At 71.2% G+C, this 14,406-nt stretch carries 11 protein-coding genes; 5 read left to right on the forward strand and 6 right to left on the reverse strand.

Translation table 11 applies throughout. The features are described from left to right. Positions 1–192: 192 nt before the first annotated feature. On the reverse strand, positions 193–1,470 hold the full coding sequence (locus tag ACWCQK_RS11365) for a PP2C family protein-serine/threonine phosphatase (RefSeq protein WP_451154373.1): 1,278 nt from the start codon (positions 1,468–1,470) through the stop codon (positions 193–195). Positions 1,471–2,375: 905 nt separating this feature from the next. Between ACWCQK_RS11365 and ACWCQK_RS11370 the strand changes: the two genes are divergently transcribed. Next, complete coding sequence (locus ACWCQK_RS11370) at positions 2,376–3,542, forward strand: S1 family peptidase (RefSeq protein WP_451154375.1); 1,167 nt, start codon at positions 2,376–2,378, stop codon at positions 3,540–3,542. Between the two features lie 155 nt (positions 3,543–3,697). On the opposite strand, the gene ACWCQK_RS11375 is transcribed toward ACWCQK_RS11370, so the two are convergent. The 3 genes from ACWCQK_RS11375 to ACWCQK_RS11385 all read right to left on the reverse strand — a co-directional run bounded on the left by ACWCQK_RS11375 (position 3,698) and on the right by ACWCQK_RS11385 (position 6,659). After that, a complete protein-coding gene (locus tag ACWCQK_RS11375; RefSeq protein ID WP_451154377.1) occupies positions 3,698–5,230 on the reverse strand; it encodes a hypothetical protein in 1,533 nt (510 codons plus the stop codon). Positions 5,231–5,330: 100 nt separating this feature from the next. Further along, the gene (locus tag ACWCQK_RS11380) at positions 5,331–5,660 is read right to left on the reverse strand and encodes an antibiotic biosynthesis monooxygenase family protein (RefSeq protein WP_451154379.1); all 330 of its coding nucleotides are present in this window, start codon (positions 5,658–5,660) and stop codon (positions 5,331–5,333) included. A 174-nt stretch (positions 5,661–5,834) separates the two neighbouring features. Continuing rightward, positions 5,835–6,659 carry a maleylpyruvate isomerase family mycothiol-dependent enzyme gene (locus ACWCQK_RS11385; RefSeq protein ID WP_451154381.1) on the reverse strand — a complete coding sequence of 275 codons (825 nt, stop codon included), beginning with the start codon at positions 6,657–6,659 and terminating at the stop codon, positions 5,835–5,837. Positions 6,660–6,986: 327 nt separating this feature from the next. Between ACWCQK_RS11385 and ACWCQK_RS11390 the strand changes: the two genes are divergently transcribed. Genes ACWCQK_RS11390 through ACWCQK_RS11405 form a run of 4 tightly spaced genes read left to right on the forward strand, consistent with a single transcriptional unit; the run spans position 6,987 to position 12,523 of the window. Next, positions 6,987–8,363 carry a ricin-type beta-trefoil lectin domain protein gene (locus ACWCQK_RS11390; RefSeq protein WP_451154383.1) on the forward strand — a complete coding sequence of 459 codons (1,377 nt, stop codon included), beginning with the start codon at positions 6,987–6,989 and terminating at the stop codon, positions 8,361–8,363. Positions 8,364–8,400: 37 nt separating this feature from the next. Continuing rightward, entirely contained in the window at positions 8,401–10,635 is a 2,235-nt protein-coding gene (locus ACWCQK_RS11395; protein ID WP_451154385.1) for an RICIN domain-containing protein, read from the forward strand. Between the two features lie 26 nt (positions 10,636–10,661). Beyond that, positions 10,662–11,954, forward strand: coding sequence for an RICIN domain-containing protein (locus tag ACWCQK_RS11400; RefSeq protein ID WP_451154387.1), 1,293 nt, complete (start codon positions 10,662–10,664; stop codon positions 11,952–11,954). Further along, entirely contained in the window at positions 11,852–12,523 is a 672-nt protein-coding gene (locus ACWCQK_RS11405; protein WP_451154389.1) for an isochorismatase family protein, read from the forward strand. Before ACWCQK_RS11400 ends, ACWCQK_RS11405 begins: the two co-directional genes overlap by 103 nt. Before the next feature lie 36 nt (positions 12,524–12,559). Here ACWCQK_RS11405 and ACWCQK_RS11410 read toward each other — a convergent pair whose 3' ends face one another. Beyond that, positions 12,560–14,161 carry an amidohydrolase gene (locus tag ACWCQK_RS11410; protein ID WP_451154391.1) on the reverse strand — a complete coding sequence of 534 codons (1,602 nt, stop codon included), beginning with the start codon at positions 14,159–14,161 and terminating at the stop codon, positions 12,560–12,562. Positions 14,162–14,169: 8 nt separating this feature from the next. Continuing rightward, a complete protein-coding gene (locus ACWCQK_RS11415) occupies positions 14,170–14,385 on the reverse strand; it encodes an MbtH family protein (protein ID WP_451154393.1) in 216 nt (71 codons plus the stop codon). Positions 14,386–14,406 lie beyond the last annotated feature (21 nt).

Consider the following 14,406-nt stretch of genomic DNA (forward strand, 5'->3'; position numbering starts at 1 on the left):
CTCGCCCGGGCGGACTTGCCCATGCGACCTGACCATCGGATTTACCTGACGGCCCGGTTGTGCCGGCCTAGTCCTGTCGGCTTCGACCTGCCGGCTTCGTCCTGGCGGCCTCGTCCTGCCGGCTTCGCCCTGTCGACCCGACCCACCGGACCGGACCTGCCATCGGCCCTCCGCCCGGGTACGTCCCACCGGTCAAAGGCCCACGACCACAAGGGCGATGTCGTCCCGCGCCCCGTGGCTGACCTCCAGGCGGGCCAGCAGGGTGTCCGCGAGCTGTTCCGGGTCCAGCCCCGCGCAGTGCTCCGTGAGGGTGTCGGTGAGGCGGGTCAGACCGACGTCGATGTCCTCGTCATGGCGCTCGATGAGCCCGTCGGTGTACAGGACGAGCGTGGCTCCTGACCGGTAGGCGGTACCCGCCTGGGGGCGCGGAACGTGTTCGGGCCGGGCGCCGAGCGGCGGATCGGTGGCCTGGTCGAGCAGTTCGCAGACGCCGTCCGGCTGCATGAGCACCGGCGGGGGATGCCCGGCACTGGAGTAGATGATCAGGCGGGACCGGGTGTCGACCAGCGCGGTCACCGCCGTGGCGGCCAAGGCTCCCTCCACGGAACGGGCGTACAGCCCGAGCACCTCCAGGGCCTGTGCGGGCCCGGCGACCGCGCGGCTGGCCGCGGAGAGGGCACTGCGGAGCATGCCCATGATCGTGGCGGCCTCCAGGCCATGACCGACCACGTCACCGACCGCGACGGTGAACCGGCCGTTCGCCAGGTCCACGGTGTCGTACCAGTCTCCGCACACGTTCAGCGAGCCGATGGCGGGCAGGTAGCGCACCGCGACGTCCCGGTGCCGGGTCAGGTCCGGGGAGTGGAGCATCGCCTCCTGCAAGGCGATCGCCACCTGACGCTCGCGGGCATGGGCGCGGCGCAGCTCCTCGTTCAGCCGTTGCAGCTCCTTGGTGCGGACGTACAGTTCGGCCTCCATGGCCTCCTGCTCGCTGGAGAAGCCGGCCGACTGCCGGCCGCGCCGGCGGCGGCCCTGCACGAAGGCGGTCACGTCCTCCACCCGGTGGATGATCCACGACAGTCTCTGGTCAGGTCCGAACACGGGCGTGTTGATCGGTGACCACCAGCGTTCCTCGAACTGTCCGGGCCGGGCCACGAGGGGGATGTCGTAGCGTTGCGCCGCCATCGCGTCCGGCTGTTTCGTGGTCAGCACGCGCTCCAGTGAGACCGACAGGTTCCGCACGCCGTCCGCCTCCGGGTCGTCCGGGTTGTCCGGGAAGGCGTCGAACAGATACCGGCCGATCAGGTCGTCACGGGTGCGCAGGGTCGCCCGGCAGTACGCCTCGTTGACGCCGACGATCACCAGCTCCGGCGTGAGCACCAGGTAGGGGCTGGGTGTGGCGGCGAACAGGGCGCGGTAATCAACCTCTTCTGTGGCCGCCTCCGTCTTCTCGGCTGCCGGGATGTCCACTCCTCCAATTTACGAGCCATCGCCGACCTTCGCCGTACGAGTCGCCCCCGGGTCCGCCACCGAGGGCGGCGGGCCCCGGCCTCTGTCCGAGCCCCTGTCCCGGCCCCTGTCCCCAGCCCGCGTCACGGCTCGTGTCCCAGGCCGCGTCCCGGCCCGTGAGGCCCTCCCCGGAGCGCCACTCCGCAAAGGATCTCCCCATTGACTATCGATCGATTTCGATCGACAGTCGACAGGCATCACGCTTCTTCATCGTCGCGCACCGGGGCGGCAGCGCCTGCATGCGAGTCGCCCTCGTCGCCCCGCCGGACGGCCGCTCGCGACGGTCGCACGCGACGCGATCCTCAGCCGGTCGGCCTTCGGTGGGCCGACACCGTGATCGCCGTCGCGACCCCGCCGACCCCAGGGTCATCAGGCATCCGACGCCGGCCGGCATCCCCTCCCCCGACGACGGAACGAAACCGATCGGCGCCCTGGTCGCGGCCACCGCGAGCGTCGGCGCGGGGGGGGCGGCTCCCACGACCCTCTCGCCCGACGCGCGCCCCCGGTCGCCGAGTTCGCCGCCGTCGACGGCGTCCGGCGGGTGAGCGCGAGCCTGCGCCGAACCGCGCGCGCTCCACCCCCGGCAGTACGGATCCGGAGCGCGACTCACGAATCGCCGCACTCGCCATTCCGCACTCCGCGCGCGACTCGTGGCACGCGACGCACGGCACGCGGCACGCGACCCGTGGCACGCGGCACGGACCCCACGCCCGCTCCACCGGCCCGGAGCGCCCGCGGAAATCGGCCCCGCATTGGCATGGACCTGACTTCCAGAGCGGACTAGGCTCTGCCGCGCCACAGATGAGAGCGCTCTCAGGCATCGGCTGTTCCACCCCCACTCTCTGGAACGACGAAGGGCAACTCCCATGAGACGCACCAGGTTCAAGCACATCGGGCTGGCCGCACTCCTGACGCTGGCGGGACTCGGCGGAGCCGGCACGCTCCCCGCCTCCGCCGCCACCCCCACAGCGGACTCCCGGGCCGCCGAGCCCTCCGCCTCCGCCGGACTGCTCGACGCCATGCGGCAGGAGTTCGGGCTGACCGAGGACCAGGCGCAGGCACGCCTGACGGCCGAGCGGACCGCCGCCGGACTCCAGTCCGAGGTGCGCCGCACGGCGGGCGCCGCGTACGGAGGCTCCTGGTTCGACGCCGCCAGCGGTCGGCTGACCGTGGCCGTCACCTCGGACGCGTCACGGGGCACCCGCGAGGAGATCCTCGCCGCGGGGGCCCGCGTCCGTACCGTCGAGCACACCGCGCGGCGGCTGGACGCGACGAAGGCACGCATCGACCGGCTCCCCGCCCCGTCAGGGGTGAGCAGCTGGCACGTCGACCCGGTGGCGAACACGGTCGTCGTGACCGTGGTCCGGAACAAGCGCGCTGACAACGATGTCCAGCGCTTCCTGTCGCGGGCCCGGAACGCCGGCCCCGTCACCGTCGAGGCCTCCGCCACGGCCCCGCGGACCTTCGCCGCCGGCACGGTCGGCGGCGACCCGTACTACACGGGCAACGTCCGCTGCTCCATCGGCTTCTCCGTCTACGGCGGGTTCGTCACCGCCGGGCACTGCGGCCAACCCGGCGCGGGCGTCAGCGGCTGGGACCGCTCGTACATCGGCACGTTCCAGGGGTCCTCGTTCCCGGACAACGACTACGCCTGGGTCAGCGTGGGCAGCGGCTGGTGGACGGTGCCGGTCGTGCTCGGCTGGGGCACGGTGCCCGACCAACTGGTGCGCGGCTCGGCCGAAGCGCCGGTGGGCGCCTCCGTCTGCCGTTCGGGGTCGACGACGCATTGGCACTGCGGCACGGTGCTGGCCAAGAACGAGACCGTCAACTACAGCCAGGGCGCGGTGCGCCAGATGACGAAGACCAGCGTCTGCGCCGAACCCGGCGACTCCGGCGGCTCGTTCATCAGCGGCGACCAGGCGCAAGGGGTCACTTCCGGCGGCTGGGGCAACTGCTCCAGCGGCGGCGAGACCTGGTTCCAGCCGGTCAACGAGATCCTCAACCGCTACGGGCTGACCCTGCACACCTACTGACCGGCGCGATCGCACCACGGGGTTCCGTGCCCACCGCGGGCCGGAACCCCACCCGCGCCCGGCCCACCGTGGCCCGGCGACGCACAGCCCGGTGACCCGCTCGACGACCAGGCCACTCGAACGATCGGGTCTCCATGGGCGCCCCGACGGACTCGCTACCGCGCGGCGAGCAACCGCCAGGCCAGCGCGCGGAGTTCCTCGTCCGGGTGCCGGCCCGGAGCGGAGAGGACCTGTTCGCCGAGCAGGCGCAGCGGGGAGAAGGCGCAGGAGCGCAGGGCGGGGCGGAGTTCCTCGGGGACCTCGCCGATGGCGGCCAGCGCCTTCAGCGCTCCGAGGCCGACCGGGCTGGGTCCGACCAGTTCGGCGAGGACCGGGACGGCGCGGTCCGGTGACCCGGTGATGCTGTGGTGGGCCTCGGCGGCCGCCAGCCGGGTCCAGTCGTAGCGGGCCGTCAGCAGGGCCTCGACCAGGGCGATGGCCTCGTTCCCGGTCGCGCCCGCCGCCAGCTCACGGCGGATCACGGGCATCAGCCGGTCGGCCGCTTCCGGGAAGGACCGGGCCGCCGCTCCGAGCGTGCGGGCTTCGGGACGGCGCGACACCAGTTCCAGGGAGCGGGGGTCACGGCAGCGGACCAGGGCGAGGAGCGCGGGCTCCGCGGTCTCCTCGCCGCTGACGGCGTAGCGGTGCAGCGTGTCCCCGAACTCGGCGCGCGGCTGCGGCAGATGCCCGATCCAGGTGCCGATGGTGCGCAGGACGTGGGCGGCGGCGCGGGCGTCCCGCTGCTCGGGCAGGGCGGCGAACAGGAGGTCCAGGACCTCGGGCTCCCGGTCGCGCCAGGTCTCGGCGATCTCCCGGACCAGCCAGGATCCGCGCGAGCCGAGGTCTCCCACCGCGATCCAACTGGCGGCCACGCCGAGGGCGGCGTCCGGATCCTGGGTGAGCAGGTGGGTGAGGTGTCCGTCCGGGGTGGTGGTGCCCGCCCAGGGGAAGTGGTCGTCCCCGGCGTCGGGGTCGGCGCCGTCCTCGGCGATGATCTCCACCAGTTCGGCCGGGTACGGAGGCCCGGACGCCTCGGCGGCGAGCACGGCCGCCGCCAGCCTGACCTCGGCCCACGGGCTGTCCAGCGGCAGTTGCTCCCGGCCGAACCGGGCCAGGACGACAACGGCGTCCGCCCGGACCACCGCGACGGGATCGGTGGCGTAGACCTCGTCGACCCGAGCCAGCGCGCGAGCGCGGAGCCCGGCGGGCAGGAGCTCGGCCACGGCCGCGACCACCCGGAGCGCCGCCCGGCGCACCCCGCGCTCGTCGTCCTCGATGCAGGGCAGCAACTCCGGGAGCACCCGGCAGAGTTCGGCGCACACGGCGGCGACCGGACTGCCCGGCCAGTGCGGCGAGTCGACGTCGTCCGGGTCGTGGTCGGCGAGCACGGCGAGCAGCATCAGCAACTCGTCGCGCCGGCCCGGGGCGTGCCGCACGGCGTGGGCGAGGAAGGGGACGGCGGGCGCGGAGGCCGGGTAGATCGTGCCCTGATGGTGGATGGTGCCGAAGAGCTCGCGGAGAGCCTCCTCGACCGTGTCCTCGTCCTCCTCGTACAACGCCCTGATCAGATCGGGGACGTCCTCGGCGGATCCGTAGGCATGCGTCAGGGTGTGCCACGGAACGCTGTCCAGTTCGGCCGGAGATCTCATGGTCGGCGCTCCTCAGCTGATCAGGTGCGCCGACCTTATCGATCACCACTGACAACCGGGCCGCCGCGAGAACCGAAGCCCGCGGCGAGCCCGGCCCGTTCTAGGCCGTCTTGGGCGCGGCCTGCTGGACGACCTCGAAGGACCACAGCGTGGACCCGCTCGCGGCCGGCTTCGGGCGCTCGCCGCTCTCCGCGGCGCCGCCCTGGTGGGCGGCCTTCATCGGGCCCTCCATCCATGCCTGGAAGGACTCTTCGTCCCGCCACCGCGTGTAGACGAGGTAGCTGTCGGTGCCTTCGACCGGGCGCAGGAGTTCGAACCACTCGAACCCGTCGGAGCTCTCGACGGCGTGCGCGCGGGAGGCGAAGCGCTTCTCCAGCGTCTCCCGCTGCTCGGCCGGAACGCTCAGTACGTTGATCTTCACGACGCTCATGGCCCCATCCTGCCGCACGGCGTCCGTCGACCGGCGGGCGGCTCGCGCGGTGCCGGCGTCGGCCCCTCAGGTCGGCCCGGTGGTACCGGCCGTCGTTCCGCCTCCGCATCACCGCCACCTCGTCCGTGGCGACGTCTTGGGCGGGGTGGTCCTCCGGGCCGCGACCCCGTCGGCTCAGGGCGCCGTGAACAGTCCCGGGAAGCGCGGGGCCAGCCACGGCTTGCGGCCCCAGACGAGGATCCGGCCGCGGGCGATGGCGCTCGCCTGGTCGCAGCGGCCGAGCGCCATCAGCAGGAAGGTGACCGGTTCGATGAGGATGGTGCAGTCCGGGCGGGGCGGGGTCTGTGAGCCGACGGACACCTCGCCGCCGGACAGCGTCACGCCGAACCGGGCGCCGCCCCACAGCCGGATGGCATAGCGGGCCGTCAGTCCGGCCGTGCGCGCGGGGTCGGTCACCCGGGGCATGACCATGGTCATGAACGGCAGCGTCAGCTCGACCCGGGCACGGTCGATCATGTGGGGGCGGCCCAGCGCGCGGGCGAGGTCGTAACCGTGGCCGAGCATGTGCGTGAGGAGATAGGAGCCGAGAACGCGCCGGCTCATCGTGCCCAGCGGGGTATCGACCGTCTCGTCCGGGGCGCCCTCTTCCAGCGCCTTCAGACAGGCGTCGGCCTGGGCCACGATCATCGCGGCGAGCGGACCCGCCGCGCGCTCGTCGAACTCGGCGAGCGCGCGCTCGTTGGCCGCGGCGAGGCTCCCGGGCGTGCCGTCCCCGTGACCCCGCGGGTGTCCGGCGGCGATCTCCGCCATCAGTTCGTTGGCCTGCGCCAGATGCGCCGCCGCCTCTCCGACGTTCCACTCCGATCGGGGGACCGCGCGGTCCATGTCGGCGCCCCTGCGCAACAGCGCGGCGATCTCGTCGGCGGTTTCGCGGATGGCCGTACCGAGCCCCTGGGGCAGAGCGCCCCGTACGTCCTCATGCCCAGCCAGTGGTTCCACGCCGTTCCCGTCCTCGGTCTTGTGCCGTGCCGTGCGGAGCGCGCGTGCGGTCGAGTGACGAACGCATGTTCCGGATCACCGGGAGTAGAGCAGGTGGCGGAGGCCACGGCAAGACGCTGAACAGGGACGCCACCCCTTCGCCACCCTTCGCGCCTTCAACTCCTCGTGAAAGCAACCCAATTCAGAGCCTCCTTTGCTTCATCTCTTGACGACTTTGGTGCAGACCTTTAGGTTCCCGATCGCCACGGTTCCATGAATGCACTCACCGTTCATGTACGTGAACACTCCCCCACCATCAGCCTCGGACGAAAGGCTGTGATCCCCTTGATGACCAGACCTTCCTTCGCGCGTTCCGCCGTGTTGCGCGGAACCCTCACGACCGCACTGCTCGCCCTCTCGGCGGGTGCCCTGAGCGCCGTCCCCGCCTCCGCCGCCACCGGCACGATCACCGGCCTCGCCGGCAAGTGCCTCGACGTGGCCGGCGCGAGCTCCGCCAACGGCACGGCCGTACAGCTCTACGACTGCAACGGCACCGCCGCCCAACAGTGGACGGTCGGTACCGACGGCACGATCCGGGCCCTCGGCAAGTGCCTCGACGTCACCGGCAATTCGACCGCGAACGGGGCCAAGCTCCAGCTGTGGGACTGCTCCGGCGGCGCCAACCAGAAGTGGACGGTCTCCGCCGCCCGCGATCTCGTCAATCCGCAGTCCGGCAAGTGCGCCGACGTCACCGGCAACACCTCGGCGAACGCCACCCCCATCCAGATCTGGACCTGTACCGGCGCCGCCAACCAGAAGTGGACCGCCCCCACCGGCGGCAACCCGACACCGACCGGGCCGATGGCCGTCGCCCCGTACCTCTACAACGGCTGGGGCGCCCCGCCGAGCCCCACCACCGTCATGAACGCCACCGGCGTCAAGTGGTTCACGCTCGCCTTCGTGCTCAGCAACGGCTACTGCAACCCGCAGTGGGACGGCGGCCGTCCGCTGACCGGCGGTGTCGACCAGCAGACGGTCAACACCGTGCGGGCGAACGGCGGCGACATCATTCCGTCGTTCGGTGGCTACAGCGGCAACAAGCTGGAGAGTTCCTGTTCCAGCGCCGGGGAGCTGGCGACCGCGTACCAGAAGGTCATCAACGCCTACGCGCTCAAGGCGATCGACATCGACATCGAGGCCGACGCGTACAGCAACCCGACCGTGCAGCAGCGCACCGTGGACGCGCTCAAGACGGTCAAGGCCAACAACCCGGGCATCAAGGTGTTCGTCACCATAGGCACCGGGACGAACGGCCCCGACACGAGCCTGATCAACCGCGCCGCGGCGTCCGGCCTGAGCGTGGACAGCTGGACGATCATGCCGTTCGACTTCGGCGGCGCGGGCCAGAACATGGGCACGCTCACCCTGCGGGCCGCGGAGGGCCTCAAGACCGCGCTGAGGAACGCCTACGGCTACAGCGACGACCAGGCGTACCGGGGCATGGGCATCTCCTCCATGAACGGCATCACCGACCAGAACGAGACCGTCACCGTGGCCGACTTCCGGACCATCCTCGGTTACGCGCAACAGCACCACCTGGCACGGCTGACGTTCTGGTCGGTCAACCGTGACCGCCCCTGCACGGGAGGCGTGGCCGACTCCTGCTCCGGAGTGGGCCAGCAGAACTGGGACTACACGCGCGTCTTCGCGCAGTACACCGGCTGACCTTCCCCCAACCCCCCACCAGCGCAGGAGAATCCCCATGTCCCGATTCCCAGGACAGTCCGGCAGACATCGGATACCCAAAGCACTGACCGCGTTCGCCCTCGTGGCGAGCACGGCGTCCGGCGTGGCGTTCGCCGCGCAGGCCGACGCGGTCCCGCAGGACAAGGCGGCCGCCCAGGCCGCCGCGCTGCCCACCGGCTGGGCCACCGTCGTCAACGCGGGCAGCGGCAAGTGCGTCGACGCCCGGGCCGCCTCGACGGCGAACGGCACCGCGGTCCAGCAGTACGCGTGCAACAGCAGCCAGGCCCAGCAGTGGCAGTTCGCGGCCACGTCCGGCGGATACGCGCAGGTCGACAACCGGGCCGACGCCACCAAGGCGTGGGACGTCACCGACGTGTCGACGGCGGACAGCGCCCTGGTGCAGCTGTGGGCGTACGGCGGTGGCACCAACCAGCAGTGGCAGGCGGTGGCGCAGGCCGACGGCGCGTACCACTTCGTCAACCGCAACAGCGGCAAGTGCCTCGATGTGCCGAGCGCCTCGACCGCGGACAGCGTGCAGCTCCAGCAGTACACGTGCAACGGCACGGCCGCCCAGTCCTTCCGTGTCAATCCCGTCGACGCGACGCCGCCGCCCGGGACCCCGGACCTCGGCCCGAACGTCACCGTCTTCGATCCGTCGACACCCGCCGCGACGATCCAGAGCAGCCTCAACGCGGCGTTCTCGCAGCAGGAGACCAACCAGTTCGGCACCGCTCGCAAGGCCTTCCTGTTCAAGCCGGGCACCTACGACGCCAACGCGAACGTCGGCTTCTACACGCAGGTCGCGGGCCTCGGCCTCTCCCCCGACGACGTCACCATCCGCGGCTCGGTGCACGCCGAGGCCGACTGGTTCCAGGGCAACGCCACGCAGAACTTCTGGCGGTCGGCGGAGAACCTGTCGGTGACGCCGACAGGCGGTTCGGACCGCTGGGCGGTGTCGCAGGCGGCTCCGTACCGGCGCATGCACCTGCGCGGCAACCTCGCCCTGGACGACGGCGGTTGGTCGAGTGGCGGCTACATGGCCGACACGAAGATCGACGGTCAGGTCAACTCGGGTTCGCAGCAGCAGTGGCTGTCGCGCAACACCGAGTGGGGCAGCTGGACCGGTTCCAACTGGAACATGGTCTTCGTGGGGTCCAAGAACGCCCCGGCGAACACCTTCCCGAGCCCGCCGTACACCACGGTGGCGCAGGCGCCGGTCACCCGTGAGAAGCCCTTCCTCTACGTCGACTCGGCCGGCGCCTGGAAGGTGTTCGTGCCCTCGGCGCGTACCAACAGCAGCGGCACCACGTGGAGCGCGGGAACCCCGGCCGGCGCGTCCCTGCCCCTGTCCGACTTCTTCGTCGTGAAGCCGGGCGCGACGGCAGCCCAGATGAACGACGCGCTGGCCCAGGGCAAGAACCTCCTGGTGACGCCCGGGGTCTACCACCTCGACCAGACACTGCGGGTCACCAGGGCCGACACCGTCGTCCTGGGTCTGGGTCTCGCGACGCTCATCCCCGACAACGGCATCACCGCGATGACCGTCGCGGACGTGGACGGCATCCAGCTCGCGGGTCTGCTCATCGACGCCGGGACCACCAACTCCGCGCAGCTCATGGAGATGGGGCCGAGCGGCTCCTCCGCCGACCACAGCGCCGACCCCAGCTCGCTGCACGACGTGTTCTTCCGTATCGGCGGCGCGGGTGTCGGCAAGGCCACCACCAGCCTGACGATCAACAGTGACGACGTCATCGGCGACCATCTGTGGCTGTGGCGCGCCGACCACGGCAGCGGTGTGGGCTGGAACAGCAACACCGCCGACACGGGACTCGTCGTCAACGGTGACGACGTGACGATGTACGGCCTGTTCGTCGAGCACTACCAGAAGTACCAGACCCTCTGGAACGGCAACGGCGGGCGCACGTACTTCTACCAGAACGAGATGCCGTACGACCCGCCCAACCAGGCGGCCTGGATGAACGGTTCGACGCAGGGTTACGCGGCCTACAAGGTGGCGAACTCCGTGACCAGCCATCAGGTGTACGGCTTCGGCAGCTACTGCTACTTCAACGTCAACCCCGGTGTCGCGGCCGAGCGCGCCATCGAGGCGCCGAACAACGCGAACGTGAGGTTCAGGGACATGGTGACGGTCTCGCTCGGCGGCACGGGCACGATCCGGCACGTCGTCAACGACCGGGGCGGCCCGTCCAACTCCGCCACCAACGTCGCCAACCTCGTCAGCTACCCGTGATCCGCGCGGAGAGGACGGACCAGCCGATGTACACGAACCGATCCGGAACGACACGCGCGGCCCTGCGGGTCTTCCTGCTGCTGGCCACGCTGCTCACCCTGGCCGCACCGCCCGCCGCCCGGGCGAGTTCGGCGGCGGCGCCGTTCAAGGTGCTGGCGCTCTACAGCGGCACCTGGGACGCGGCGCACATCGACTTCGACAAGGAGGCGAACGACTGGTTCCCGCGGCAGGCCGCGGCGAACGGCTTCACCTACACGGCCAGCACCAACTGGGACCTGCTCAGCAACGGTGGCGTCAACGCCTACCAGGTCGTGCTGTTCCTGGACGACCTGCCGCAGACCTCGGCCCAGCGCAGCGGTTTCGAGGCCTACATGCGGGGCGGCGGCGCCTGGATGGGCTTCCATGTGTCGGCCTTCACCACCAACGCGGCGGAGTGGCCGTGGTACCACAACCAGTTCCTCGGCAGCGGCAACTTCCGGTCCAACACCTGGGGTCCGACGACCGCGGTCCTGAAGGTGGAGGACCGGACGCAGCCCGCGACCAAGAACCTGCCCGCCACGTTCACCTCGGCGGTCAGCGAGTGGTACAGCTGGTCCAACGACCTGCGGCAGAACCCCGACATCAAGATCCTGGCGTCCGTCGACTCGAGCAGCTTCCCGCTGGGCACGGATCCCAACCAGACCTGGTACAGCGGCTACTACCCGATCCTGTGGACCAACACGAAGTACAAGATGCTGTACGCGAACTTCGGCCACAACGCGATGAACTACACGACGAACACGCGACTGTCGTCGACGTTCGCGAGTGAGACCCAGAACCGGTTCCTGCTGGACGGGCTGAAGTCGCTGGGCGGGGCCGACAACACGACCCCGCCGACGGACTCGATCTCCGAGACCGCCTGGTACTCGCTGACCAACGCCGGCAACGGCACCTGTGTGGACGCCCGTTCGGCCGCCACGGCGAACGGGACCGCGATCCAGCAGTACGCCTGCAACGGCACGCAGGCGCAGCAGTTCCAGTTCCGTTCGACCGACGGCGGCTACCGGCAGGCGGGCATCCGCGGCAACCCGCAACAGGTCATCGATGTCACCAATGTCTCGACCGCCGACAACGCACCGCTGCAGCTGTGGAGTTACGGCGGCGGGCAGAACCAGCAGTGGCTGCCCGTCAAGGAGAGCACCGGGCGCTACCACTTCACGGCCCGGCACAGCGGGAAGTGCCTGACCGCCGCGAGCGCGGCGACGAACAGTGTGCAGCTCACCCAGCGCGCCTGCGACGGCTCGTCCGCGCAGAGTTTCACGCTCACCGCACAGCCCTGACCGCTCGTCAGCAGGACGGTGCCCCCGCCGCGGAACGCGCGGCGGGGGCACCGTCGTGTCGTCCCCGGACCGACGAGCTCATCGACAACATCACCACCCTGCGCGAACTCGCGAACACCCTCGGCATTCCGGTCGTCTTCAGCGCCGAGCCGGCCGCCCAGCGCCCGGACAGACGGGGCCTGATGACCGACATCTGGGGACCCGGGATCGGCCCCGAACCCGACGCCGCCGGCATCGTCGCCGAGCTCACCCCGCGCGCCGGTGAACACCTGCTCGTCAACCTCCGCCACAACGCCTTCCTGCGCAGTCATCTCGGCAGGCTGCTGCGCTCCGCGGGCCGGGACCAGCTGATCCTGTGCGGGGTGCGGGCCCATCTCGGCATCCTGCTGACCGCCGCGGACGCCTTCATGCACGACATCCAGCCCTTCGTGGTCGCGGACGCCGTCGCCGACTTCAGCGCCGAGGACCACTCCATGGCGCTGCGCTGGGTGGCCCGCACCGGCGTCGTGTGCACCACCAACCAGCTGCTGCGCGAGCTGCTGCACGGCAGTGGCGCGCGGCACCTGTGAGAGCGTCACGGTCACCCGCCACGGCCGGCCCGCCCGTCACCTCGCCGGAACGCCCGCCCCGAACGCCGGCTCCTCGTCGTCGGTCCTGCGGCCGTCGACGTACGTCGCGACCACCTCGATGTCACCGATGCGCGACGTCTCGACGCTCCTCGGGTCGTCTCCCAGGACGACCAGATCGGCGCGCTTGCCCGGCGTGAGGCTGCCGACGTTGTCCTCCCAGTGACAGGCGAAGGCTCCTGCCACGGTGTACGCGCGCAGGGCCGCGTCGACCGTGATGCCCTCGTCCGGCCCGATCACCTGGCCCGACGCGGAGGTACGCTCGACCATGAACTGGACGGCCCGTAGCGGGGATCCGTCCGTGACCGGCCGGTCGGAACTGCCCACCAGGGTGATGCCGTGCTCCAGGAACCCCCTCCCCCGGTACAGCCACGGCGCCCGCTCCGCACCCATGATCGCGGCGTAGTCGTCGCCGAAGTACCGCAGGAAGCTCGGCTGGACCACGGCGAGCACCCCGAGCCGGGCGAAGCGGTCCAGCTGGTCGGGCCGTACGAGACCCGCGTGCTCGACGCGATGCCGTGCGTCCGGACGGGGCCGGAGGCGCTGGGCCCGCTCCAGCGCGTCCAGGGCGACATCGACCGCGCGGTCGCCGATGGCGTGCACGGCGAGCTGCCATCCGGCGAGATGGCCGTCGACGATCGTCTCCGTGAGCGCCTCGGGGTCGTCCTGTAGCCGGCCGGCGTGGTCGAGCCCCTCGTAGGGACCGCTCAGTGCGGCGGTACGGGCCATCATGCCGCCGTCGGTGTAGACCTTCAGCGCGCCCACGGACAGCCACGCGTCGCCGATCCCGGTGCGCAGCCCGAGAGCGAGGGCGCGGGGAATGCCGTCGGCCCGGTGCGCGCCGACCGGACGCAGCCGGTCGGCGGCCACCATCAGCTGCACCCGTAGCGGCAACTGTCCTTGCTCCCGGGCTAGTTGGTAGGCGCCCAGCTCGACCGGGCTGTGGCCGAACAGCGCACCGCCGATGCCGGCCTCGGCGCAGGCCGTCACCCCCTCCGCGAGACAGGCCCGGGCGGCCCGCCCGATCGCGTGCGCCAGGTCCTGCTGGGAGTGCGGCAGCCGCAGCGCCCGCGCCACGCCCATGGCGCCCTCGGCGAGGAAGCCGCTCCGGTGCTCGATGCCGGCGGGCAGCAGTTCCAGGACGGCGGTGTTGACCATGCAGCCGTGTCCGGAGTCGTGCATCAGGAACACCTTGCGCCCGTCGCTCACCTTGTCCAGCTCGGCGGCGGTCAGATGGCGGCCCAGCGCCCGCTGGTCGTACCCCGCGAGGTCCACCCAGCCGCCGTCGGGCGTCCGTGCCGCCGCCCCGGCCACCACCGCGAGCACCTCCTCGACGGTGGCGCACGCGGCGATGCTCGGCCTCGCCGCCTTGAACCCGGTCCAGGCCAGGTGCACGTGCGCGTCGACGAACCCGGGCAGCACCGTGGCGCCCTCCAGGTCCACCACCCTGCGGGCGGGCAGGGACGTCGCCTCCTCGTCCAGGCCCACGATCCGGCCCTGCCAGATGCCGAGGTCGTGGGCGACGGGACGGTCCGGGTCCATGGTGACGAAGCGCGCGTTGGTCAGTCTCGTGCACAGCATCGCGCGGGTCAGCCCGTCCGTTCCATGCGCTCGACCAGGCTCTTGGGGCGCATGTCGGTCCAGTTGGTCTCGATGTGCTCCAGGCAGTCCTGCCGCGCGGCGGGGCCGTGCACGACGGCCCAGCCGGCCGGCACGTCGACGAAGTCGGGCCACAGGCTGTGCTGGCCCTCGTCGTTGACGAGCACGGTGTAGAGGCTGTCGGGGTTCTCGAAGGGGTTCGTCATCAGGTGTTCCGCTCCGTTTTC

It is taken from the genome of Streptomyces sp. NPDC002306 (assembly GCF_053593435.1).

Bases quoted from the DNA above. Each gene is read 5' to 3' on its own strand.
- ACWCQK_RS11370 (WP_451154375.1), top strand. From the start codon at position 2,376: ATGAGACGCACCAGGTTCAAGCACATCGGGCTGGCCGCACTCCTGACG.
- ACWCQK_RS11375 (WP_451154377.1), bottom strand. From the start codon at position 5,230: ATGAGATCTCCGGCCGAACTGGACAGCGTTCCGTGGCACACCCTGACG.
- ACWCQK_RS11380 (WP_451154379.1), bottom strand. From the start codon at position 5,660: ATGAGCGTCGTGAAGATCAACGTACTGAGCGTTCCGGCCGAGCAGCGG.
- ACWCQK_RS11390 (WP_451154383.1), top strand. From the start codon at position 6,987: ATGACCAGACCTTCCTTCGCGCGTTCCGCCGTGTTGCGCGGAACCCTC.
- ACWCQK_RS11395 (WP_451154385.1), top strand. From the start codon at position 8,401: ATGTCCCGATTCCCAGGACAGTCCGGCAGACATCGGATACCCAAAGCA.
- ACWCQK_RS11400 (WP_451154387.1), top strand. From the start codon at position 10,662: ATGTACACGAACCGATCCGGAACGACACGCGCGGCCCTGCGGGTCTTC.
- ACWCQK_RS11410 (WP_451154391.1), bottom strand. From the start codon at position 14,161: ATGCTGTGCACGAGACTGACCAACGCGCGCTTCGTCACCATGGACCCG.
- ACWCQK_RS11415 (WP_451154393.1), bottom strand. From the start codon at position 14,385: ATGACGAACCCCTTCGAGAACCCCGACAGCCTCTACACCGTGCTCGTC.